A 23,423-nucleotide genomic window follows, 5' to 3' on the forward strand; every position below is an offset into this window, starting at 1 on the left:
GTGGCAGCATTGCCTTTTTTGGCGGGAATGCAGAGGGATGATCGGCGCTCGCCAGACCGTTGTGAAATATTTTGTTTGTTGGCAGTAAGACTTTCGAACGATAACTCCGGGCATGGAACTGAGACATCTGCGCTACTTCATTGCCGTCGCCGACGAGCTTAGCTTCACGCGCGCGGCGCAGCGTCTGCATACGGCGCAGCCTTCGCTGAGCCAGCAGATCCGCAATCTCGAAGACGAGGTTGGCACGCCGCTCTTCGAGCGCACGCGCCGCAAGGTGGAGCTGACCGAGGCGGGCAAGGTGTTTCTCGCCGAGGCGCGCCTCGTGGTGGCGCAGGCCGACCGCGCAGTGGCGCGTGCGCGCCAGGTGGGGCAGGGACGCGCGACGGTCACGATCGGTTTCGTGCCCGCCGCTGAAATCCGGGTTTTCCCGGTGATTCTGCCGCGCCTGCGGCTGCGCTACCCCGAAGTGAACGTGGAGTTGCGCAGCCTGCCCACGGCCGAACAGGAAGAGGCGCTGCTGCGCGGCGATATCGATGTGGCGTTCATGCGGCGGCCCGTCGTCTCGCCCGAGTTGCGCAGCGAAGTCGTGTTGACCGAGCCGCTCGTCGTGGTCCTGCCGAGCGGACATCCGCTCGCGAAGCAGGAACGCATTGCCCCGGCGCAACTGAGCGGCGAGCCGTTCATCAGCACGCATCCGCAGTTCTCGGGGCAGGTCCACAGCGTGGTCGAGGCGTATTGCGAAGCGCACGGCATCGAGCGCAAGGTCGCGCAGGTCGCGACCAATATCCTGCTCAATCTGAATCTGGTGGGCATGGGGCTCGGTTATGCGCTGCTGCCCGCTTACGTGTCGTCGCTCACGAGCAGCGCGATCTGCACGCGCCCGCTCGAAGGCGAGCCGCCCACCATCGACCTGTTGATGGTGTCGCGCAAGGAGCCGCATGCCGCGGAACTCGAAGCGCTGTTCGAGCTCGTGCGCGAAACCAGGCCTTAGGGTCGGCCCTAGCGCTTCGCGCTTTCCTCTTGCGCCTCTAACGCCGTCACCATTTCCTGCGCGGCGCGCTGCAGCTCCGGCACGAAGCGCCGCACCGCCTCGGCCGGATTGATGGCGTGCTCCAGGTAGATCACGTTCAGGCTCGCGAGCACGCGCCCGTGCGCCTCGATGGCCACGGCGAGCGCGCCGATCTTGCGCTGGTCCGCCCAGTCGCCGTGGTTCGAGCCGAAGCCGTCCTCGCGCGTTTGCCGCACGAGGTTGCGGATATATGCCTTGTCGCTCGCGAGCTTTTGCTGCTGCTCGCCGCCCGTGCCTGCGCGCAGCAACTCCATAATGTCCTCGCGCTCCGCTTCGGGGCACATCGCGAAGTACACGCGGCCCGCCGCCGTGAGCAACATCGGCAGGCGCCGCCCGACCATTGCGCGGTGAAACGAGAGCGGGCTAAAGCGGTGCGTGGTCTCGCGTATCACCATGGCGTCGCCGTCGGGCGTCGTGAGGTCCGAAGGCCACACCGTGCGCTGGAGCATCTGCGCCATGATCGGCGGCGCGATGGTCGCGATCAGCTCGTCGTCGGTGAAGCCTTCGCTCAGGCCGCGCACGTGCATCGTCAGACGAAAGCTGTCGTCGGAAGCGCTGCGGCGCACGAAATTTTCCTCTACCAGGGTTTCCAGCAGGCGCCTCACCGTCGTGCGGTGCAGGCCCGTGGCCTCGCTCAGCTGCTGGCTCGTCGCGCGCCCGTTCTCCATGGCGTTGAGCGCCTGGAGCACCTGAAGCCCGCGCGCCAGGCCCCGGACGTTTGCATACTTCGTCATCGAAAACGCCTTAAAAATCAACTGTGTGCATTCTATGCACATTTCTCCAAAAATGTTGAGCGCGCACCGGACGGATCCTAGACTCGCTTCACATCACCGCACCGTGGCAAAACGTCCAGGCCGGTGATCCGGATCAGGCAAGACCTGTGAGCATCAGCAGCGGCCCCATGAGCCGCGCGAGAAGGAGACACATGAACACCCCCCTCGCCCACGAAGCGGACACCGTCCGCCCTCGCCATATCGACACGGACATCGCCATCATCGGCGCGGGTCCGGTCGGCCTCACGATCGCCAATATTCTCGGCCTGCAAGGCGTGCGTGTCACGGTCGTCGAAAAGCTCGACGAGATCATCGACTACCCGCGCGCCATTGGTCTGGATGACGAAGCATTGCGCGTGTTCCAGTCGATCGGCCTCGCCGACGTGCTGGTGCCGCACACCACGCCCGACCACTGGATGCGATTCGTCACGAAGGACGGCCACTGCTTCGCCTCGATCGAGCCGCGCACCGACGAGTTCGGCTGGTCGCGCCGCAACGCGTTCCTGCAGCCGTTGGCCGACCGCGTGCTGTACGAAGGTCTCGCGCGCTTCGAGAACGTGGAAGTGCTGTTCGGCCACAACGTCAATGCGTTCGAGCAGGATGCGCAGGGCGTGACGATCGACGTGAGCGATGCGGGCGGCGAGCGCCGCACGATCCGCGCGGCGTACATGGTGGGCGCGGACGGCGGCAACAGCTTCGTGCGCCGCGCGCTCAACGTGCCCTTTGAAGGCCGCACGAAGCCGAATCAATGGATCGTGGTGGACGTGCGCAACGACCCGATCGGCTCGCCGCATATCTACATGCATTGCGATCATCAGCGCCCCTATGTTTCGGCGGCGCTGCCGCATGGCATTCGCCGTTTCGAGTTCATGGTGATGCCGGGCGAGACCGAAGAAGAACTTTCGAAGCCGGAGAACATGGCCGCGCTGATCCGCAAGGTGGTGGCCGATCCCGACAAGGTGGACTACATCCGCAAGCGCGTGTACACGCACAACGCGCGCCTCGCCGAAACGTTCCGCGTGGACCGCGTTCTGCTCGCCGGCGACGCCGCGCACATCATGCCCGTGTGGCAGGGCCAGGGCTACAACAGCGGCATTCGCGACGCGAACAACCTGGGCTGGAAGCTCGCGATGGTCGCTAAGGGCGTGGCCGACAGCCGCCTGCTCGACACGTACACCGTGGAGCGCCGCGCGCATGCGCGCTCGATGATTCACCTCTCCGAAGTCGCAGGCGATATTTTCGCGCCCACCACGCGATTCGGTGCGCGTTTTCGCGATGCGTTCGTGCGCTCGATGAACGTGTTCCCTTCGGTGAAGCGCTATTTCGTGGAGATGCGCTTCAAGCCGATGCCGCGCTATGAAGCGGGCGTCGTGCTGCTGCCGCCGCCGCAAAGCACGGGCGGCTGGCTCGCGCGCCTGCTGGAGCGCTCGGGCAACTCCGCGCCTGGCCGCCTGCTCGGCCTCATGAGCCAGAAGCGCGACTCGCTGATCGGCCGCCTCGCCTATGGGCGCGATCCGCTCGCCGCCTCGCCGGTGGGCCGCATGTTCATCCAGCCGCGCGTGCGCCTCGCCGACGGCCGCGTGGTGCGCCTCGACGACGCGATCGGCAACGGCTTCGCGGTGCTCGCCTGGGGCGCGGACCCGACCTTCGGCCTCACGCCGCAGGCGCGCGCGCTGTGGGAGCGCCTGGGTGCGCGCTTCGTCGTCGCGAAGCCCGACGTGCAGCTCGACTACGCCGATGACGTGCCCGAGGGCGTGCTCGCGCTCGGCGACGTGCAGGGCCGCCTGAAAGAGTGGTTCGGCCGCTTGCCCCAATCCGTCGTGCTGCTGCGCCCGGACCGCTTCGTCGCGGGCGTGTGCACGCCGCAACAGGTATCCAACGCGATCGTCGAACTCGCGGGCAAGCTCGGCATGACCGACGCCGTGCTGCGCGAAGCGAGCGCAGCGGCCCCGCAAAACCGTCCCGTGCGCGGCGTGGCTGTCGCGCGCGCTGCAGGAGCATGACCATGCCGATTCAACTTGAATGTCTGTCGCACACGCCGTTGCACGGCTATCTCGATCCCGCGCCCGAAGTGGTGGCCGAAGTCGAGCGCGTGTGCGGCGCCGCGCGCGAGCGCGTGGAAGCCTTCAATCCGGACGTGATCGTTGCGTTCGCACCCGATCACTACAACGGTTTCTTCTATGACATGATGCCGCCGTTCTGTATCGGCGCGCGTGCGGAAGCGATCGGCGACTTCAAGAGCATGGCCGGCACGCTGCCGGTGCCGGAAGCACTCGCGCACGCGCTTGCGGAAAGCGTGCTCGCCGCCGATATCGACGTCGCGCTCTCGTACCGCATGCAGGTCGATCACGGCTGCGCGCAGGCGCTCGAAGTGCTCACGGGCGGTCTCGACCGCTATCCCGTGATTCCGGTGTTCATCAACTCCGTTGCGCCGCCCATGGCGACGCTGCGCCGTGCACGCCTGCTCGGCGATGCGATCGGCCGGTTTTTCTCGCGCAGCGACAAGCGCGTGCTCGTGGTGGGATCGGGCGGCATTTCGCACGAGCCGCCGGTGCCGGAACTGTCCGGCGCGACGGCCGAAGTCGCCGAGCGCCTGATCGCGGGACGCAACCCGTCGCCCGACTCGCGCGCCGCGCGCCAGGCGCGCACCGTGGCCGCCGCGAAGTCGTTCGCGGCCGGCGACAGCCAACTGCATCCGCTCAATCCCGAATGGGACCGCGCGTTTCTCGCGCGTCTCGAATCGGGCGAACTCACCGCCGTGGACGGCATGACCAATGCCGCCATCACGCGCGACGGCGGCAAGTCGGCACACGAGATCCGCACGTGGGTTGCGGCGTTCGGCGCACTGGCCGCTTTTGGCCCCTATCGCGCCTCGATTGATTACTACCGCGAGATTCCCGAGTGGATCGCAGGCTTCGCGGCCATGCACGCCGCACCCGCAGCGGCTTGATAGAAAGTACGGACTCCGGAGAATCCTCATGTCAGATTCGAAATTCGTAGCGGCGCTGGCCGCGCGCCTGCGCGAAGCCGAAGCCTCGCGCAACGTGATCGAGCCGGTGCGCGGTGAGATCGCGACGGGCGGCATTCCGCTGGACGATATCGCGACCGCCTACGCGGTGCAGCAGGCCAACGTCGACCTTCGCGTGGCCAACGGCGAGCGCATCGTGGGCCGCAAGATCGGCCTCACGTCGCTCGCGGTGCAAAAGCAACTGGGCGTCGATCAGCCCGATTTCGGGGCGCTCTTCGCTTCGATGGCCTACGGCGACGCGCAAGCGATTCCGCTTTCGCAGCTGATCCAGCCGAAGGTCGAAGCGGAAATCGCGCTCGTGCTGGAGCGCGACCTCACGTTCGAAAAACACACCTTCGTCGATATCCTGCGCGCCAGTGCGTATGCGCTCGCGGCCATCGAAGTGGTGGACAGCCGCATCCAGAACTGGGACATCCGTTTCGTCGACACGGTGGCCGACAACGCGTCGAGCGCGCGCTTCGTGGTGGGCAGCCGCCCCGTGCCGCTTTCGCAGATCGACCTCACCGCATGCGCGATGGAACTCTCGCGCGAGGGCGAGGTGCTCTCGCGCGGCAACGGCGCGGCTTGCCTCGGCAATCCGCTCAACGCCGCCGTATGGCTCGCAGACCGCATGGTCCAGCTCGGCACGCCGCTGCGTGCGGGCGACGTGGTGCTCACGGGCGCGCTCGGCCCCATGGTCGCCGTGAAGGAACCCGGCACATTTACCGCGCAGATCGAAGGCCTCGGCAGCGTTCGCGCGACTTTCTCCGCCTGATACAGGAATTCATATGGCTTCCGAAAAACTCAAGGCCGCGATCATCGGCTCCGGCAACATCGGCACGGATCTGATGATCAAGATCCTGCGCAACAGCAAGCATCTGGAGATGGCGGCGATGGTCGGCATCGACCCGAACTCCGATGGCCTCGCGCGCGCCGCGCGCCTCGGCGTGGCGACGACGCATGAAGGCGTCGTCGGCCTCACGCGCCTGCCCGTGTTCAACGACATCGACTTCGTGTTCGATGCCACTTCGGCCGGCGCGCACGTGAAGAACGACGCGCTGCTGCGCGCGTTCAAGCCGTCGATCCGCATGATCGACCTCACGCCCGCCGCGATCGGTCCGTACTGCGTGCCGGTCGTGAACATCGACGCGCATATCGAAGCGCTCAACGTCAACATGGTCACTTGCGGCGGCCAGGCCACCATTCCGATGGTCGCGGCGGTCTCGCGCGTGGCGAAGGTCCATTACGCCGAAATCGTCGCCTCGATCAGCAGCAAGTCGGCGGGTCCCGGCACGCGCGCCAACATCGACGAGTTCACCGAAACGACGTCGAAGGCCATCGAAGTGGTGGGCGGCGCCGCGAAGGGCAAGGCCATCATCGTGCTGAACCCGGCGGAGCCGCCGGTCATGATGCGCGACACGGTTTATACGCTCTCCGAACTGGCGGACCGCGAGAAGGTCGAGCAGTCGATCGAAGAGATGGTCGCGAAGGTGCATGCCTATGTGCCGGGCTATCGCCTCAAGCAAAAGGTGCAGTTCGACGAGATCCCCGCGAGCGCGCCTTTGAATATTCCGGGCCTCGGCAAGTTCAGCGGCCTGAAGACTTCGGTGTTCCTCGAAGTCGAAGGCGCCGCGCATTATCTGCCCGCTTACGCAGGCAATCTCGACATCATGACTTCCGCCGCGCTCGCCACTGCCGAACGCATGGCGCAGACGCTTCTGAGCGTGCAAGGAGCCTAAGGCCATGAGCAATACGAACATCGCGAGCAAGAAACTCTATATTTCGGACGTGACGCTGCGCGACGGCAGCCACGCCATTCGCCATCAATACTCGATCCAGAACGTGCAGGACATCGCCCGCGCGCTGGACCGCGCGAAGGTGGACAGCATCGAAGTTGCCCACGGCGATGGCCTGCAAGGGTCGAGCTTCAACTACGGTTTCGGCGCGCACAGCGACCTGGAATGGATCGAGGCCGTGGCCGACGTGGTCACGCACGCGCAGATCGCCACGCTGCTCTTGCCCGGCATCGGCACGATTCACGACCTGAAGGCCGCGTATGACGCGGGCGCGCGCGTGGTGCGCATCGCCACGCATTGCACGGAAGCCGACATTTCGAAGCAGCACATCGAATACGCGCGCGAACTGGGCATGGACACCGTGGGCTTCCTGATGATGAGCCATATGACCACGCCGGAGAATCTCGCGGTCGAAGCGAAGAAGATGGAAAGCTACGGCGCCACCTGCATCTACGTGGTCGATTCGGGCGGCGCGCTCACGATGAACGACGTGCGCGACCGCTTCCGTGCCGTCAAGCAAGTGCTGAAACCCGAAACGCAAACGGGCATGCACGCGCACCACAACCTGTCGCTCGGCGTGGCGAACTCGATCGTGGCCGTGGAAGAAGGTTGCGACCGCATCGATGCGTCGCTGGCGGGCATGGGCGCTGGCGCGGGCAACGCGCCGCTCGAAGTGTTCATCGGGGCGGCGGAACGCATGGGCTGGAACCACGGCACCGATCTCTACACGCTGATGGATGCCGCCGACGACATCGTGCGCCCGTTGCAGGATCGCCCGGTTCGCGTGGACCGCGAAACGCTGGCACTCGGTTATGCGGGCGTGTATTCGAGCTTCCTTCGCCACTCGGAAGTGGCGGCGAAGAAGTACGACCTGAAGACGGTGGATATCCTCGTCGAACTGGGCAAGCGCCGGATGGTGGGCGGCCAGGAAGACATGATCGTTGACGTGGCGCTCGACCTGAAGAAGCGCCAGGAAGCCCTGCAGTCCTGAGTGCGCGCGCCGTGCAACGCCATCGGGTGTTGCGCGGCGTTGCCACATACAGCCGCCGGAAAGAGCGGCTTACATATACATATCGTGGAGACTTTTATGACGTCGCGAAACAGTAGTGCTGGAGGAAATGGAACGAGCAGCAAGGCAACCATCGCCCTGTGTCTGGCGATTGCGCTGCTCGAGGGGCTGGACCTGCAATCGGCGGGCGTAGCCGGACCGCGCATGGCGAAGGAGTTTCATCTCGCCGTGGCGCAGATGGGGTGGGCGTTCAGCGCGGGCGCCATCGGCCTGCTGCCGGGCGCGGCGCTGGGCGGGCGGCTCGCCGACCGCTTTGGCCGCAAGCGCGTGCTGATGTGGTCGGTGACGCTGTTCGGGCTCTTCTCGCTCGCCACGACGATGGTGTGGAACTTCGAGAGCCTGCTCGTCGCGCGTCTGCTCACGGGTCTCGGCCTCGGCGCGGCCATGCCGAACCTGATCGCGCTGTGCTCGGAGGCCGCGGGCCCGCAGCAGCGCAGCACGGCGGTGGGCGCGATGTACTGCGGCATGCCGTTCGGCGCGGCGATCGCCGCGGTGATCGGCATGCTCGGCACCGGCGACGCAAGCTGGCGTCACGTGTTCTATGTCGGCGGCCTCGGCCCCATCGTGATGGTGCCGCTGCTCGGTCTGTTCCTGCGCGAGTCGCAGCAGTTCGTGGCGGCGAAGGCTTCGGTGGGGGCGAAGGCTGGCACGCCGGGTGTGACGGAAGCGCTGTGGCGCCACGGCCGCGCGCGCACCACGATCGCGCTGTGGATCAGCTACCTCGGCACGCTGATCGTGCTGTACTTCCTGATGAACTGGCTGCCCTCGATGGTGCTCGCACGCGGCCTCTCGCGCGTGCAGTCCAACCTCGTGCTCATGATGTTCAACATCGGCGGCGGCATCGGTGCCGTTGCGATCGCAACGATCATGGATCGATTCGGTCGCCGTGGCACGGTGATCGGCATGTACGTGGGCATGGTCGCCGCACTGGCCGTGCTCGCGAGCGCAGGTAGCGCGAGCGCGACTGCGGTGGGCGGGCTGCTTTGTGGTTTCTTCATCGTGGGAGGCCAGTCGGTGCTCTACGCGCTCGCGGGCCATGCGTATCCCACGGAAGTGCGTGGCACGGGCGTGGGCGCGGCGGTGGCTGTCGGGCGCCTGGGCTCAATTCTCGGGCCGCTGGTGGCAGGGCAGCTGTTCGCGCTGGGTCAGAGTCCGTCGATGCTGGTGGGCGCGAGCATTCCGCTCGCCTTGGTCGCCGCGCTCGCGGCGCTCACTGTAGTGGGCGCGTTCAGGCAGCGCGGCGCGCTCGGCGCGCAGGGCGCATGAAATTGAAGGGGAGAAGGCGCGTGCCTTCTCCGGTACGAGTGATTACGTTTTAGAGGATGGTCATCATGACGGCAACGGCACAGGCAATCACGGAAGCCTCGACGAGCAGGTTCGCTCGCGTGAAGGACGGCGAGGTCGAGTTCCAGATTCACTACAACGACGCGGGCGAAGGCGCCGAAACGGTCGTCATGCTGCACGGCTCGGGTCCGGGCGCGAGCGGCTGGGCTAACTTCAACCGCAACGTCGAGCCGCTCGTCGCGGCAGGCTACCGCGTGATCCTGATGGATTGCCCGGGCTGGAGCAAGAGCGACCCCGTCGTGTGCACGAGTTCGCGCTCGGACCTGAATGGCCGCGTGCTCAAGGGCCTGCTGGACGTGCTCGACATCGAGCGCGTGCATATTCTCGGCAACTCGATGGGCGGCCACAGCGCCGTGGCCTTCGCGCTCGCCAACCCGCAGCGCGTGGGCAAGCTCGTGCTGATGGGCGGCGGCACCGGCGGACCGAGCAACTTCGTGCCGATGCCCACCGAAGGCATCAAGCTGCTGCAAGGCCTCTATCGCGAGCCGACCATCGAGAACCTCAAGCGCATGATGAACGTGTTCGTGTACGACGCGAGCGCGCTCACCGACGAACTGATGCAAACGCGCCTCGAAAACATGCTCGCGCGCCGCGACCACCTCGAAAACTTCGTGAAGAGCCTGGCCGCGTTCCCGAAGCAGTTCAGCGACTATGGTGCGCGCCTTGGCGAAATCGCCGCGCCCACGCTCGTGATCTGGGGCCGCGACGACCGCTTCGTGCCGATGGATATCGGCCTGCGCCTGCTGGCCGGCATGCAGAACGCGCAACTGCACGTGTTCAACCGCTGCGGCCACTGGGCGCAATGGGAGCATGCGGAAGCGTTCAACCGCATGGTGATCGATTTCCTGAAACACTAAGCGCGGTGACGAAGCGGCTTCGAGCCGCTTCATTGTCCGCATGGCGATGCGGCGCATCTCACGGTGCGCCGTTTTTTTTGGGCTGGCGCTGGATTGCCTGTGACGCCAGTTTCGTCGGATGAAATCCGGTGCCACCGATGTCCGCCGCGTGTTCTAAAGAGAAACCATTATTAGCGTAAAGCGAACCGATTCGTCATTGACAAATTAACGCCAACCCTCCTATGATCGGCTCACTGCCTGGCGACGCGCGCAGCACCTGCGTCCCGGCGAGCCGCGCAAGGCGCGCAAGACGCCGCGTACCCACGGTCTGCCCGGTTGCCCGGGCGAGCCGGAGTCATGTTTGGAGACTGGCAGATGCCCCAATCGCAATCGATCGCCCCGGACCGTGGGTCCAAAGCCGCGCACGCTTACGCCTCGACCGCGCAAGCCTCAAATCTCTCGATGCAGGACGACTCGCTCTATCGCAAGGTGTCGGCGCGCGTCATTCCGTTCCTGTTCGTTTGCTACGTCGTGTCGTTCCTCGACCGCATCAACATCGGCTTCGCGCAGTTGCAGATGAAGCACGATCTGGGCTTCAGCGACGCCATGTACGGCCTCGGCGCCGCCGTTTTCTACGTGGGCTACGTGCTGTGCGAAGTGCCGAGCAACATGCTGCTTGCGCGCTTCGGCGCGCGCCGCACGTTCACGCGCATCATGCTGCTGTGGGGCATTGCTTCCACGTGCATGATGTTCGTGTCGAGCCCCACGCAGTTCTACGCGCTGCGCTTCCTGCTGGGCGTATTCGAGGCGGGCTTCTTTCCGGGCATCGTGTTGTATCTCACGTACTGGTATCCGGCGCGCCGCCGCGCGGCCGTGTTCTCGATCTTCTTTGCGGGCGTCGCGGTGGCGGGCGTGCTGGGCGGCCTCATCTCGGGCTGGATCATGCGCGACATGGCGGGCGTGCTCGGTCTGGCCGGCTGGCGCTGGATGTTCGTGATCGAAGGGCTCCCGGCCGTGCTGCTCGGCCTCGTCGCGGCGTTCTGGCTCGTGGACGGCCCTGAAAAGGCCGGGTGGCTGAGCGAAGCCGAAAAGGCCCACCTTCTCGCGCAACGCGTTGGCGAAGGCGGCCACGCGCATTCCACGCGCTCGTTCGGCGCGGCGTTGCGCGACCCGCGTGTCTACCTCTTCGCGTTCATCTATTTCTCGCTGACCTGTGCCTCGCTCACGCTGAACTTCTGGATGCCGCTCATGATCCGCGACTTCGGCGTGCATGACGTGCTGTGGATCAGCCTCTATACGGTCATTCCGAATGCGCTTGGCGCGGTGGGCCTCATGTGGATCGCACGCCGCTCGGACCGGCGCGGCGAACGGCGCTGGCATTTCGCGGCCTGCACCGTTGGCGGCGGCATTGCGTTGGCGCTGCTCACGCTCCATCTTCCGAGCTTTGCCGCGATGATGGCGATCCTTTCGGTCGCAGCGGTGCTGATCTTTGCCGCCTTGCCGATCTTCTGGGCGGTGCCTTCTGCGTATCTTTCGGGCAAGGCGGCGGCCGCCGGCATCGCGCTCATCAGCAGCATCGGTATTACTAGCGGCATTGTGAGCCCATGGGCGATAGGGCTCATCAAGACGCATACCGGCAGCATGGATAACGCACTGTATGTGCTCGCGGCACTGCTGGCGGTGAGCGGGGCGGCGCTGGTGGCCGGGGTGCCGGCTTCCGCTGGCAGTCGGTCAAATTAGGCAAGCCTGAGCAGCGCGCCAATGCGGCAATCGAGCGGTGCGCCGCGTTTCGTCACCGGCATGGGCGCTGCTTTCGTTAGCGCGCTCGATGTCGAAATTCGATACTTGCGACCGGCAAATCAAGACGCCCCGGCAAGCTCCTGCAACAGCCAGTCACGAAACGCAACCAGCACGGGGTGGCGCTGCGCACGCTCCGGGTAGACCAGATAGTACGAGCGCGAGCTTTGCACCGCTTCGAATGGGCTGAGAAGCCGGTGTTCCTTCAATTCGTCTTCCACCAGCATGCGCGGCACGAGTCCCACGCCGATGCCGGCCACGACCGCCTGGATCAGATGCGAGGTCAGCTCGAAACTCGGACCCGGTTTCAGGGCGTCGTGGGGCAAGCCGAAATGCGCGCACCATTCGCGCCATGCGTCGGGGAAGCTGCGCACGCGCAGCAACGTAAGGCCTTCGAGGGCTTCCATCGTCGGAGCAGCGGCGCGTCGTCGTGACCTCGATGATCTTCGCGCGAAGGGCAGTGCCGCGGGGTTGCCGACCAGCACCAGTTCCTCCGCGTAGAGCCTGTGCGCCGTCACGCCAGGCCAGCGGCCGTCGCCTACTACGATGGCGGCGTCGAGATCCTGCGTCGAAAAGTCGGCGGCCTCGATGCGCGAATCGAGATCGACCTGCAAATCGGGGTGCGCCTGATAGAAGCGGTGCAGGCGCGGCAGCAGCCACTTGGCGCCGAATGTCGGCAGGGTTGCGACGCGCAGCTGCGTTTTCGGCGCATTCGAGGTGAGGGCCTGCAGCGTCGCGCTGCGGATCAGCGAGAGTGCGTGGGAAATCTCGGCCATATAGGCCCGGCCGATGTCCGTCGGCACGATGCGCTTGCCCTCGCGCGTGAAAAGCGTCAGGTCCAGCATCGCTTCGAGCGCCTGAACCTGGCGGCTCACGGCGCTCTGCGTGAGCGACAATTCCTCCGCGGCACGCGTGAAGCTCTCATGTCGCGCGGACGCTTCGAACGCGAGCAGCAGCGACATGGAAGGCGTGAGCTTGCGGTAATTCATTCATAAACCTCATGATCAACCCAACGAACATACGTTTGCCTGGGGCGGATTCGCACGCGACAATGCATTCCGATAATGGCGTCCCATACTTGATCATGACCATTGCCCAGCTTGCCGTCGGCGAATTCGTTAGTCCGGAAATCCGTCAATTTTTGCATGAATTGCAGGCGTCCGGTTTCGAGGGCGAAGTGGATACGAGCCACGCCACGCGCACGGTGCTGGCCACGGACAATTCGATTTACCAGCGCTACCCGCGCGCCGTCGTGTTTCCGCGCCATGCGCAGGATGTAGAGCGCCTCGCGAGCCTGCTCGGGCGCGAGGCGTTTCGCGGCGTGGCGGTCGCCGCGCGCGGCGGCGGCACGGGCACGAACGGGCAATCGCTGACCGAAGGCATCGTGGTCGATATGTCGAGGCATATGAACCGCGTCCTCGAAATCGACCCCGTTGCGCGTACGGCCAGAGTGGAGGCTGGCGTCGTCAAGGATCAGCTCAATGCGGAGCTGAAACGGCATGGGCTTTTCTTCGCGCCGGAGCTTTCGACTTCGAACCGCGCGACCATCGGCGGCATGATCAGCACCGATGCGAGCGGGCAGGGCAGTTGCACCTACGGGAAAACGCGCGACCATGTCCTTGCGCTGGAAACGGTCCTGGTGGGCGGCGAGCGCCTCTCCAGCGCGCCAGTCGATGACGCCGCGTTCGCGGCGCTTTGCGCGCGCGATGACAGGGTCGGCGCCGTCTATCGCACCGCGCGCGACATCAGCGAACGCGAAGCCGGCCTGATACGCGAGCGCTTTCCCCAATTGAACCGCTGCCTCACGGGTTACGACCTCGCTCATTTGCACGACAGTGAAGGCCGCTTCGATATCAACAGCGTGTTGTGCGGCTCGGAAGGCACGCTCGGCTTCATCGTCGAGGCGACGCTGAATGTGCTGCCGGTGCCAAAACACGCGGCGCTCGTCAACATCCGCTATGAGGGTTTCATGGATGCCCTGCGCGATGCGCGCGCGCTGATGGCACATCGTCCGCTCTCGATCGAAACCGTCGATTCCACGGTGCTGCGGCTGGCGCGCGAGGACATCGTCTGGCAAAGCGTGGCCGCGTACTTCCCCGATGACGAAGGCATCGAAGGCGGCGCGAGCGGTATCAACATGGTCGAATTCAACGGCGACGACGTGGACGAACTGCACGCACGCGTGGCCGCGTTTGTCGAGCACCTCAATACCGATGCGAGCGTGAAGCGTCTTGGCCACACGATCGCCGAAGGCGAGGCCGAAATCGGCCGCGTCTACGCGATGCGCAAGCGCGCGGTGGGCCTGCTGGGCAACGTGCGCGGCGCGAGCCGCCCGCAGCCCTTCGTGGAAGACACGGCAGTGCCACCCGAGAATCTCCCCGACTATATTGCCGAATTTCGCGCGCTGCTCGATGGGTTCGGCCTGCGCTACGGCATGTTCGGCCACGTGGATGCGGGGGTGCTGCACGTACGCCCTGCGCTCGACATGCGCAACCCCGACGAGGCCGCGCTCGTGCGCCCCATTTCGGACGCGGTGACCGCCTTGACCATGAAGTACGGCGGCCTGCTGTGGGGCGAGCATGGCAAGGGCGTGCGCTCCGAATACGTGCCCGCGTATTTCGGGCCCTTGTATCCGGCACTGCAGCGGCTGAAGGCGGCATTCGATCCGCACAACCAGCTCAATCCCGGCAAGATCGCCACGCCGGCGGGCGCGAGTGCGACGCTGCTGAAGATCGACACGACGCCGCTGCGCGGCGAACTTGACCGCCGGATCGACGAGCGAGTGTGGCAAGCCAATGCCGACGCCGTTCACTGCAACGGCAACGGCGCCTGCTACAACTTCGACCCCGACGACGCGATGTGCCCGTCATGGAAGGCCACCCGCGAGCGCGCGCACTCGCCGAAGGGCCGTGCCTCGCTCATGCGGGAATGGCTGCGCATGCAACAGGATGCGGGGGTGGATGTGACCGCGCCGCCGGTGGCGGCGGCGTTGCCGGTGCGCATCGTCAACAGCGTGCGCAAGCGCAAAGGCGAGCCCGACTTTTCGCATGAAGTTTATGACGCCATGGCCGGTTGCCTTTCGTGCAAGTCTTGTGCGGGGCAGTGCCCAGTGAAGGTGAGCGTGCCCGAGTTCCGCGCGCGTTTTCTGGAGCGGTATCACACACGTTATTTGCGACCGCTGCGCGACTATCTGATCGGTTCGCTCGAATCCACGGTGCCGCGCGTTGCGGCGCTGCCGGGCGCGCGAAGCGTCTACAACGCGCTGATGGGGGCGCGTCTCGTCAGAGCGTTGCTTGCGCGCTGCCTCGGCATGGTCGATAGCCCGTTGCTGAGCGACGTCTCGTGGCGTGGCGCGTTGCGCAGGTCCGGCGCGCAGTTGGCGACGCCGGAGCGGCTCGCCGCGCTCAACGACGCAGGGCGCCAGCGTAGCGTGATCGTGGTTCAGGACGCCTTCACGCGCTACTTCGAAACGCCGGTGGCGGCCGCGTTCCTGGAACTCGCCGCGCGTCTTGGTTATCAGGTCTTCGTCGCGCCTTATCTGCCCAACGGCAAACCGCTGCACGTGCAGGGCTTTCTACCGCAATTTCGCCGCGCGGCCCGCCGCAATGCGGCGCAACTCGCGGCGCTCGCGCGTTCCGGCGTGCCGCTGGTCGGCCTCGATCCGGCCATGACGCTCGTATACCGTCAGGAGTACACAAAGGTGGAAGGGATCGAGGCGCCGCCCGTGGTGAAGCTGCCGCAGGAATGGCTGCTCGGTGCGTTGCGGGGGCGCGCCGCAGCGTCGAGCGTGACCGCGTCGTTCCGCCTGCTCCCGCATTGCACCGAGCGCACCAATGCGAGCGCCGCCACGGGCTTGTGGAAGGAAGTATTCGCGGCGGCCGGTCTCGCGCTCACGACGCCCGCTAGCGGATGCTGCGGCATGTCGGGCACATATGGCCACGAAGCGCGAAACCGGGTGACTTCGGAGACGATCTTCGAGCAATCGTGGGCCCGGCATGTCGATGCGGCATCCAACCGGGCGCCTGGTGCGGATGAGTTGCTCGCCACCGGCTATTCCTGCCGTTGCCAGGTCAAGCGTTTGCGCGGGCGGCAGTTGCGTCACCCGGTTCAGGCGTTGCTGGATGCCATGCGCTGAACCATCGCGTTGAACCTTTCCGTGCGAGCACTCATCGATTGAGTCCCATCTGTGCACGCCCGAGCGGCGTGAGGTCGTCGATCATTGCGCGCCCAACGAAATCGACTTCGAAGTGATCCGCCGGGAAATCGGGAGGACTCTTGCCATCGAGAAAGCCTGGAAGCTGCCGCTCGAGATACGCGTCGTTCTTGGCGCACGACGGGGCCGAGGCGATATACATCACGTTGCTGTAGCCCTTGCCGCGATGCGCATCCTCAACGGCATGAATGACGTCGCTATGCCAGAAGACCGCATCGCCGGCCTGCATCAAGGGGATCGACGAAAGCGCGTGGAAAAGTGGCGCATGGTACTCCGGCTTGATCGACAAGGCGCGGCCTGGCATCGCACCACATAGGTCGTCGTCGGCGATATCGTCTTGCAGCGCACGCAGCAGGATATAGACCATCGCGTTCGCAATGGGCACGAGTTGGAGCGTGCCGTCGCCGGGGCCTTGCGGCGTGAGCGCCGTCCATCCCTGGAACGTGCGGAACATGGAGCAGACCGCCGGCGACGGAATTTCCTCGACCTCGGTGCGCCATGCCGCGTCGAACGGGTCGTAGCGGCGCCAATCGCCGGAGAAGACATGCCGGTAGACCTTGCGGAAGTTCGCTTCGATCCAGCGCTCGACCGAACCGCCGTCGCAGTGAGCGGAGAGCCCCAGCGATTCGGAGCCGGGCGGACGTCGGCGCAGCCTGTCCGCATAAACCGGCACGTGGTCCGGATCGAAATGCATGCGGCCTTCGCTCTCATTGCGCCACAGCCGGTTCAGGAACACGCGCGCCTGCGTCAGCTCGGGCGACTGGCGCGCCAGCACCTGCGGTTTCGACCAGTAGACACCGTAAATTTGCGGCTTGCTCGAGGCGAGCTGACCGAAGTATTTGTCTTCCGCGCGATTGAGCAGTTTCTGGTCGAGTCTGTTTCGCTCGACGTATTGCGCAATATCATTGTCCCACTGCTCCACGAGCGAGCGGTCGAATACGTTGCGGATGACACAGGCGCCTCGTGCCTTGACGAGCGCAATCCGGTCCGCGCCGATGCGGTTTTCCACGATGTCCGCAAACGGTATTTCGGGGATGACGGGCTCGCCGCGCTGCCGAAGCTGCGCGATGCGCTGCGCCTCTTCGTGCATCGCCGATTCCACTTCGGCGAAAACCGCTTTGTAGTTCGGCAGGTTTTCGCGCAATTCGCGCTTCGCCTTGCGAATGGCCGCCGGAAGGTCGTCGATATGCAATGCCATTGGGTTGTCTCCACATCGTGATTTCGAATGCTCGCAGCGTACGCCGACGCGGCGTTGTCTGGTGATAGGATCCAGTCATTCTTTTTGCGGTTCCGGCCATGAAAGCAGCGTACGAGCGCGTCGACTTCGGCAAAAGCTGTTCAGTGCGGGTTTACCATCGGCGCTTGCCGAAAATTCCGTTCGAGTGGCATCACCACCCCGAATACGAACTCACGCTGACGATGAACAGCCACGGCAAGCGCTTCATCGGGGACTCGGTCACCGTCTACGGCGACAACGACCTCGTCCTGGTCCCGCCGGACATGCCGCACACCTGGTCGTCCAATCGCTCGATCGACCCGGCGGACTCGCAGGTCGCGATCGTCATCTGGTTCGAGGGCGGCTGGGTGCAGCGCCTTGCAGACGTGTGCCCGGAGTACGCGGAGCTTCGCAACCTGTTGCGGCGCGCGGCCTGCGGGCTGGCCTTCGAAGCAGGCGCCGGCGCGCAGATGCGCGGCTATCTGGACCGCCTCCTGTGCGCGGACCCACGGGTGCGTCTTGCGGCGGTGCTCGACATCCTGGTCTGGTTGACGGACTTGCCCGCGAGCCCGTTGGCCACACCGAGCGCATTCGAAGGGCGAGTCGGCGCGTCTTCGGGCTATGAGCCCGAGCAGTTGAACAGGGTGCTCGCGTTGATCGAGACACAGTTCTCCCAGCCCTTGCGGCTTTCGACGCTGGCCAAGGCGTCGGGTCTCTCCGAACGCACGCTCACGCGGCACTTCGTGCAGCACATGGGCGAAAGCGTCGGGCAGTACATCGCGCGGGTTCGAATCGGCCATGCCTGCCGGATGCTGACCGAGTCGCAGATGCCCATTTCCGTCATCGCCGCATGGTCCGGGTTCCCGAATGTCGCCAACTTCAACCGGCAATTCAAGGCTGCGAAGGCATTGACTCCACTAGCCTACCGGCAGCGGTTCACGGGCGCGAAGCGCGCCGGGGAGCACGCCGTACCGCCCCTTACCGAACGCTCCCCTTCGCTGGAGAAAGCGCGACGAACGACGAGGGGAACGACGGCCGGCAAGCCTCGCCAGTCTCGCGCCTGATGCGTGAGTGGCACGCTCCGCCGTCGGACCGTAAACGAGATGAAATAGAACGGGCGGCATGATGCAATGCGCTATGCCCTGTGGTGTCAGCGATTTCCCTGGCATGCTGTCATTGCCGCCGGGAATGTGGTGATATAGCGAAAATCGCACGACCGGACAGAAATATCGCGAACGACACGCTATGCCCACACAAAGGAGACAGTCCATGAGGATGTTGCGCGCGTTGCTGATTGGTGCGGTTGCAGGTTCTGCATGGGTGGCTGGGGCCGCGCGAGCGGAGACGGTCAGGATTGCGTTCATCGATCCACTGTCGGGCCTGATGGCATCGCTCGGAACGAATCAGCTGCATAGCTGGCAATACATGGCCGAATTCGCCAATGAACATAACTGGGCAAACGGCACGAAGTTCGAGGTGGTCGGGTTCGACAACAAGCTCTCGCCGCAGGAGAGCCTGACGCTGCTGAACCAGGCCGCCGACCAGGGCATTCGCTATATCGTGCAGGGCAACGGATCCTCGGTGGGCATCGCGCTGGAAGATGCGGTCGCGAAGTACAATGCGCGCAATCCGGGCAAGGAAATCGTCTATTTGAACTACGCCGCGGTGGATCCCGCGATGACCAACGCGCGGTGCGACTACTGGCACTTCCGCCTCGACGCGAACGCGGACATGAAGATGGATGCGCTCACCACGTTCCTCGCGCGCGACAAGGACATCAAGAAGGTCTACCTGATCAATCAGGACTACTCGTTCGGCCATGACGTCTCGCGCGCGGCGCGCGAGGACCTGAAGAGCAAGCGCCCGGATATCGTGATCGTCGGCGACGACTTTCATCCGCTCGCGCGCGTGAAGGACTTCTCGCCTTACGCGACCAAGATCAAGGCTTCGGGCGCCGACACGGTCATCACGGGCAACTGGGGCAGCGATCTCGCGTTGCTCGTGAAGGCGAGCAAGGACGCGGGCGTGACGTCCAGCTTCTACACGTATTACGGCGGCACGACCGGCGTGCCGACCGCGATGGGTGCGGACGGCGCCGATCACGTCAAGTACGTGGGGGTGTTCGGCGCGAACACGGCGGGCAACCCGCCGGTGGACGGGCAGATCATCGAAGGCTACAAGAAGAAGTACAACGACGACTACTACCTGGCGACGGCCTATACCGGCATCGCCATGTTGAGCAAGGCAATGAACGCAACGAAGTCGACGGATCCGGTCAAGGTGGCCAAGGCCTTCGAAGCCATGACGGTGGACGGCATGAACGGCCCGGTGACGATGCGCGCCGCGGATCACCAGGCGCAGCAATCGCTGGTGATCGCGACCTGGACGCGGGTGGACGGCAAAGCCGTGAAGTACGATCAGGAGAACACCGGCTATGGCTGGCGCACCGACGTCCAGCTCGGGCCGACCGCGGCGACGCAGCCGACCACTTGCCAGATGAAGCGGCCGGGCTGAACGCTGCCGGCGCGACACTTCACAAGGATCATCGGGCAGTGGAATTTCTGACCATCTCTCTGTTGAACGGCGTCAGCTACGGGCTGCTGCTGTTCATGCTTTCGTCGGGCCTCACGCTGATCTTCAGCATGATGGGCGTGCTCAACTTCGCGCACGCGAGCTTCTACATGCTCGGGGCCTACTTCGCATACACCGTTGCGAGCAAGATTGGCTTCTGGCCGGCGCTCGTGGTGGCGCCGGTGCTCGTGGCCGGGGTGGGCGCGCTCGTCGAGCGTTTCGGCCTGCGCACCGTGCACAAGTTCGGGCATGTGGCGGAGCTGCTGTTCACCTTCGGCCTTTCCTATCTGATCGTGGAGGGCGTCAAGCTGGTCTGGGGGCTCGCCGCCGTGCCGTATGCGATTCCGCCCGAACTGAACGGCGCGCTCTTCACGGTGTTCAACTCGGCATTCCCGAAATATCGCGCCTTCATGATGCTGATATCGGTCTCGATGCTCGCGGCGCTGTATCTGGTGTTGACGCGCACGCGCATTGGCCTCGTCATTCAGGCCTCGCTCACGCACCCGGAAATGGTCGAGGCACTGGGGCACAACGTGCCGCGCGTGTTCATGCTGGTGTTCGGCGGCGGCGCCGCGCTGGCGGGGCTGGCGGGCGTGATCGGCGGCAATGCGTTCGTCACTTCGCCTTCCATGGCCGAGTCGGTGGGGACGATCGTGTTCGTCATCGCCGTGGTGGGCGGCATGGGCTCGCTGCCGGGCGCGTTCATCGCGTCGTTGCTGATCGGCATCATGCAGACATTCGCCGTGACGATCGATGTTTCGCTGTCCGATCTATTTTCGCTCGCTGGCGTGACGGTGACGGAGAGCACCGCGATGGCGTCGCTATTGCGCATGCCCGTATCGCAGGTCGCGCCGATTCTGCCTTACCTGCTGATGGTGCTCATAATGATCCTGCGGCCGCGCGGGTTGCTCGGCAAGCGGGAGGGGTGAACGATGAAGCCGCTCATTCAAGCCCGTACCGGTTCGGCCTTGCAGCGCCAGGGGCGGTTGCAATCCGGCCATTCGCTGCGCCTCTACATCTGGGGCGCGACGGCGCTCGCGATGCTGGTGCTGCCGCTCGTGTTTTCCAGCGGCTTCGCGATCGCCCTGCTTTCGCAGATGGGCATCATGATCATCTTCGCGCTCTCGTACAACATGCTGCTCGGGCAGACCGGCATGCTCTCGTTCGGACACGCCGTGTACTCCGGCCTCGGCGCCTTCGTGGCGGCGCATGTGCTCAACCAGATCGGCGCGGGCCATTTTCCGTTGCCGGTCTCGCTGCTGCCGCTGGTGGGCGGGTTCGGGGGCATGCTGTTCGGCGTGCTGTTCGGCTATGTGACCACGCGCAAGTCGGGCACCACCTTCGCGATGATTACACTCGGCATCGGCGAAATGGTGGCGGCCAGCTCGCTCATGTTCCCCGGTTTCTTCGGCGGAGAAGGCGGCGTGCCGACCAACCGCACGGCCGGCCATGCGGTGCTCGGCATCACGTACGGCCCGGCGATCCAGGTTTATTACCTGATCGCGGTCTGGTGTCTCGTCTCGATGATCGCCATGTACGCATGGACGCAGACCCCGCTCGGCCGCATCGCCAACGCCGTGCGCGACAATCCCGAACGCGCCGGATTCGTGGGATACGACACGCAGCGCGTGCGCTTTCTCGTGATGATCCTCTCGGCGTTCTTTGCGGGCATCGCGGGCGGCCTGTCGGCGATCGACTTCGAGATCGTGACCGCCGAGAACGTCGGCGCCGCGCAGTCGGGTGGCGTGCTGCTGGCGACGTTCATCGGTGGCGGGGCGTACTTCTTCGGGCCGGTCATCGGCTCCATTCTGTTCGTGCTGTTCGCGGTGGCGTTGTCCAATCTCACGCCGGCATGGTTGCTGTACCTCGGGCTCTTTTTCGTGCTGGTGGTGATGTACGTGCCGGGCGGCGTATCGAGCCTGTTGATGAAACAGGTTCCGCTGATCGCCGCGCGCAAGCTGCACCGCATGCTGCCGTCGTACGCCGCGGCGCTGGGCGCCGCGACGATCGTGCTTTGCGCGCTGGTGCTGACGGTCGAACTCGTCTACAAGCTGCAGATCGACAGCGATAGCGGCACTGCGATGCGGCTCATGGGCGTGAGCTTCGATGCCGCGTCGTGGGCGCCCCGCGCCGTCGCGGCGGCGCTGTGGGCGCTGGGCTTGCCGGCCTCGCGTCTCGCGGCCGCGCGCCTGCGCGATGCGTGGGATCGTGTGCAACGGGAAATCGCGGGGAGCCACGCATGACGAGCGCGCTGGAATTACGTGAAGTGCGCAAGCAGTTCGGGCGTACGGAGATCATTCGCGGCGTGAACCTGGATATCGCGAAGGGCGAGCGTCACGCACTGATCGGCCCCAACGGCGCGGGCAAATCGACTACGTTCAACCTGATCTCGGGGCGCATCGCGCCTACCTCGGGGTCGGTCAAGCTGAACGGCTTCGATATCGGCGGGCTGCCGCCGTACAAGATCAACCGTATGGGCCTGTCGCGCAGTTTTCAGGTGACCAACATTTTTCATCGCCTTTCGGTGTTCGAGAATTTGCGCTGCGCCGTGTTGTGGGCGCTCGGCTACCGGTATTCGTTCTGGCATCGCCTCGAGCAGTTGCGCGACGCGCGCGAACGCGCCGAAGCCGTGCTGGAGCTGATCGGATTGCAGGGCCGGCACGACACGCCCGCCGGACTGCTCACTTACGCGGAGCAGCGCGCGCTCGAAATCGGCATCACGATTGCGGGCGGCGCCGAAGTGATCCTGCTCGACGAGCCGACGGCGGGCATGAGCCGTTCGGAATCGGACCACGCGGTGGAACTGATTCGCCGGGTCACGGTTGGCAAGACGCTGGTGATGGTCGAGCACGACATGAGCGTCGTGTTCGGCCTCGCCGACCGCATCTCGGTGCTGGTCTACGGCGAGGTGATCGCCACGGACACGCCGCAGGCCATCCGTAACAACCGCCGCGTGAAGGAAGCCTATCTGGGCACCACGCTGGACGAAGCCACAGGGGCACATTGATGGCCAGCGCCAATGCCATGCTCGAGGTGCGCGGCCTGCATGCGTACTACGGCAAGAGCCATATCCTGCACGGGGTGGAGATGCAGGTTGGCGAGGGCGAGATCGTCGCCTTGCTGGGGCGCAACGGCGTGGGCCGCTCGACGCTCGCCAAGGCGATCATGGGGCTCGTCCGGTGCGAGGGGCATATCCTGCTGCGCGGACAGGACGTGCGCGGGCTGCGCACGTTCGAGATCGCGCACCGGGGAATCGGCTACGTCCCGGAGAACCGCGATATTTTCCCGACGCTGACCGTGCGGCAGAACCTCATGCTCGGCGAAAAGCGCAACGGGTCGCGACACAAGCCGCGCTGGCAGCTGGACGACATGTACCGGCTATTCCCGCGCCTGAAGGAGCGCGAGAACACGGCTGCGGGCCTGCTGTCCGGAGGCGAGCAGCAGATGCTGACGCTGTGCCGCACGCTCATGGGCGACCCCGATCTCATCATCATCGACGAGCCGACCGAAGGGCTCGCGCCGCTCGTCGTCGCGCAGGTGGCCGACTATCTGAAGACGCTGAAGGCGCGCGGCATTTCGGTGCTGCTCGTCGAGCAGAAGCAGGCCATTGCGCTCGATATCTCGCAGCGCGTGTACGTCATGGGGCATGGCCAGATCGTCTTCGAGGGGACGCCGCAGCAGTTGAAGAACGATGCGCGCGTCCGGCAGGAATGGCTCGAAGTGTAGGGCGCG

The 23,423-nt window shown here is 65.1% G+C and carries 19 protein-coding genes; 16 read left to right on the forward strand and 3 right to left on the reverse strand.

From position 1 onward, the window contains the following. The first annotated feature begins 112 nt into the window (after window positions 1-112). Window positions 113-991: a DNA-binding transcriptional regulator HcaR gene (hcaR, locus tag BMI01S_RS00300; RefSeq protein ID WP_028211157.1), complete on the forward strand. Its 879-nt coding sequence runs from the start codon at window positions 113-115 to the stop codon at window positions 989-991. Between the two features lie 8 nt (window positions 992-999). Here hcaR and BMI01S_RS00305 read toward each other — a convergent pair whose 3' ends face one another. After that, the gene (locus tag BMI01S_RS00305) at window positions 1,000-1,803 is read right to left on the reverse strand and encodes a DNA-binding transcriptional regulator (protein ID WP_028211156.1); all 804 of its coding nucleotides are present in this window, start codon (window positions 1,801-1,803) and stop codon (window positions 1,000-1,002) included. Between the two features lie 191 nt (window positions 1,804-1,994). Between BMI01S_RS00305 and BMI01S_RS00310 the strand changes: the two genes are divergently transcribed. From BMI01S_RS00310 to BMI01S_RS00345, 8 genes are all read left to right on the forward strand, one after another. Further along, window positions 1,995-3,845, forward strand: a complete 1,851-nt coding sequence (locus tag BMI01S_RS00310; RefSeq protein ID WP_042287912.1) for a bifunctional 3-(3-hydroxy-phenyl)propionate/3-hydroxycinnamic acid hydroxylase — start codon at window positions 1,995-1,997, stop codon at window positions 3,843-3,845. 2 nt (window positions 3,846-3,847) lie between these two features. After that, window positions 3,848-4,792, forward strand: a complete 945-nt coding sequence (locus tag BMI01S_RS00315; protein WP_028229756.1) for a 3-carboxyethylcatechol 2,3-dioxygenase — start codon at window positions 3,848-3,850, stop codon at window positions 4,790-4,792. Window positions 4,793-4,820: 28 nt separating this feature from the next. Then, the gene (gene mhpD, locus BMI01S_RS00320) at window positions 4,821-5,624 is read left to right on the forward strand and encodes a 2-keto-4-pentenoate hydratase (protein ID WP_028211154.1); all 804 of its coding nucleotides are present in this window, start codon (window positions 4,821-4,823) and stop codon (window positions 5,622-5,624) included. Window positions 5,625-5,637: 13 nt separating this feature from the next. Then, window positions 5,638-6,588, forward strand: coding sequence for an acetaldehyde dehydrogenase (acetylating) (locus BMI01S_RS00325; RefSeq protein WP_028211153.1), 951 nt, complete (start codon window positions 5,638-5,640; stop codon window positions 6,586-6,588). Between the two features lie 19 nt (window positions 6,589-6,607). Then, window positions 6,608-7,636, forward strand: coding sequence for a 4-hydroxy-2-oxovalerate aldolase (gene dmpG / locus BMI01S_RS00330; protein WP_322787201.1), 1,029 nt, complete (start codon window positions 6,608-6,610; stop codon window positions 7,634-7,636). Window positions 7,637-7,732: 96 nt separating this feature from the next. After that, on the forward strand, window positions 7,733-8,980 hold the full coding sequence (gene mhpT, locus BMI01S_RS00335) for a 3-(3-hydroxy-phenyl)propionate transporter MhpT (RefSeq protein WP_028211151.1): 1,248 nt from the start codon (window positions 7,733-7,735) through the stop codon (window positions 8,978-8,980). Window positions 8,981-9,045: 65 nt separating this feature from the next. Beyond that, entirely contained in the window at window positions 9,046-9,915 is an 870-nt protein-coding gene (locus BMI01S_RS00340) for an alpha/beta fold hydrolase (protein WP_028229757.1), read from the forward strand. A gap of 441 nt (window positions 9,916-10,356) precedes the next feature. After that, on the forward strand, window positions 10,357-11,634 hold the full coding sequence (locus tag BMI01S_RS00345; protein WP_042288076.1) for an MFS transporter: 1,278 nt from the start codon (window positions 10,357-10,359) through the stop codon (window positions 11,632-11,634). Between the two features lie 119 nt (window positions 11,635-11,753). On the opposite strand, the gene BMI01S_RS00350 is transcribed toward BMI01S_RS00345, so the two are convergent. Next, window positions 11,754-12,680: a LysR substrate-binding domain-containing protein gene (locus tag BMI01S_RS00350; protein ID WP_028229759.1), complete on the reverse strand. Its 927-nt coding sequence runs from the start codon at window positions 12,678-12,680 to the stop codon at window positions 11,754-11,756. A gap of 95 nt (window positions 12,681-12,775) precedes the next feature. Between BMI01S_RS00350 and ydiJ the strand changes: the two genes are divergently transcribed. Beyond that, window positions 12,776-15,826 (forward strand): D-2-hydroxyglutarate dehydrogenase YdiJ, encoded by a 3,051-nt coding sequence (ydiJ, locus tag BMI01S_RS00355; RefSeq protein ID WP_028229760.1) that lies wholly within the window; start codon window positions 12,776-12,778, stop codon window positions 15,824-15,826. A gap of 31 nt (window positions 15,827-15,857) precedes the next feature. Here ydiJ and BMI01S_RS00360 read toward each other — a convergent pair whose 3' ends face one another. Further along, a complete protein-coding gene (locus tag BMI01S_RS00360) occupies window positions 15,858-17,102 on the reverse strand; it encodes a DUF1479 domain-containing protein (protein ID WP_028229761.1) in 1,245 nt (414 codons plus the stop codon). A gap of 98 nt (window positions 17,103-17,200) precedes the next feature. Here BMI01S_RS00360 and BMI01S_RS00365 point away from each other — a divergent pair, with 98 nt between their 5' ends. The 6 genes from BMI01S_RS00365 (at window position 17,201) to BMI01S_RS00390 (ending at window position 23,417) form a co-directional block, all read left to right on the forward strand. After that, window positions 17,201-18,184 carry a helix-turn-helix domain-containing protein gene (locus BMI01S_RS00365; protein ID WP_028229762.1) on the forward strand — a complete coding sequence of 328 codons (984 nt, stop codon included), beginning with the start codon at window positions 17,201-17,203 and terminating at the stop codon, window positions 18,182-18,184. A gap of 205 nt (window positions 18,185-18,389) precedes the next feature. Then, window positions 18,390-19,634, forward strand: a complete 1,245-nt coding sequence (locus BMI01S_RS00370; RefSeq protein WP_028229763.1) for a branched-chain amino acid ABC transporter substrate-binding protein — start codon at window positions 18,390-18,392, stop codon at window positions 19,632-19,634. 38 nt (window positions 19,635-19,672) lie between these two features. Continuing rightward, a complete protein-coding gene (locus BMI01S_RS00375; protein ID WP_028229764.1) occupies window positions 19,673-20,620 on the forward strand; it encodes a branched-chain amino acid ABC transporter permease in 948 nt (315 codons plus the stop codon). Between the two features lie 3 nt (window positions 20,621-20,623). Beyond that, entirely contained in the window at window positions 20,624-21,934 is a 1,311-nt protein-coding gene (locus BMI01S_RS00380; RefSeq protein WP_028229765.1) for a branched-chain amino acid ABC transporter permease, read from the forward strand. Next, on the forward strand, window positions 21,931-22,698 hold the full coding sequence (locus tag BMI01S_RS00385) for an ABC transporter ATP-binding protein (RefSeq protein ID WP_028211141.1): 768 nt from the start codon (window positions 21,931-21,933) through the stop codon (window positions 22,696-22,698). Before BMI01S_RS00380 ends, BMI01S_RS00385 begins: the two co-directional genes overlap by 4 nt. Then, complete coding sequence (locus tag BMI01S_RS00390) at window positions 22,698-23,417, forward strand: ABC transporter ATP-binding protein (protein WP_028211140.1); 720 nt, start codon at window positions 22,698-22,700, stop codon at window positions 23,415-23,417. The genes BMI01S_RS00385 and BMI01S_RS00390 overlap by 1 nt, the downstream gene beginning before the upstream one ends. Window positions 23,418-23,423 lie beyond the last annotated feature (6 nt).

Origin of the sequence: Paraburkholderia mimosarum LMG 23256 = NBRC 106338, from assembly GCF_000739815.1 — a bacterium.
Classification (GTDB): Bacteria; Pseudomonadota; Gammaproteobacteria; order Burkholderiales; family Burkholderiaceae; genus Paraburkholderia; species Paraburkholderia mimosarum.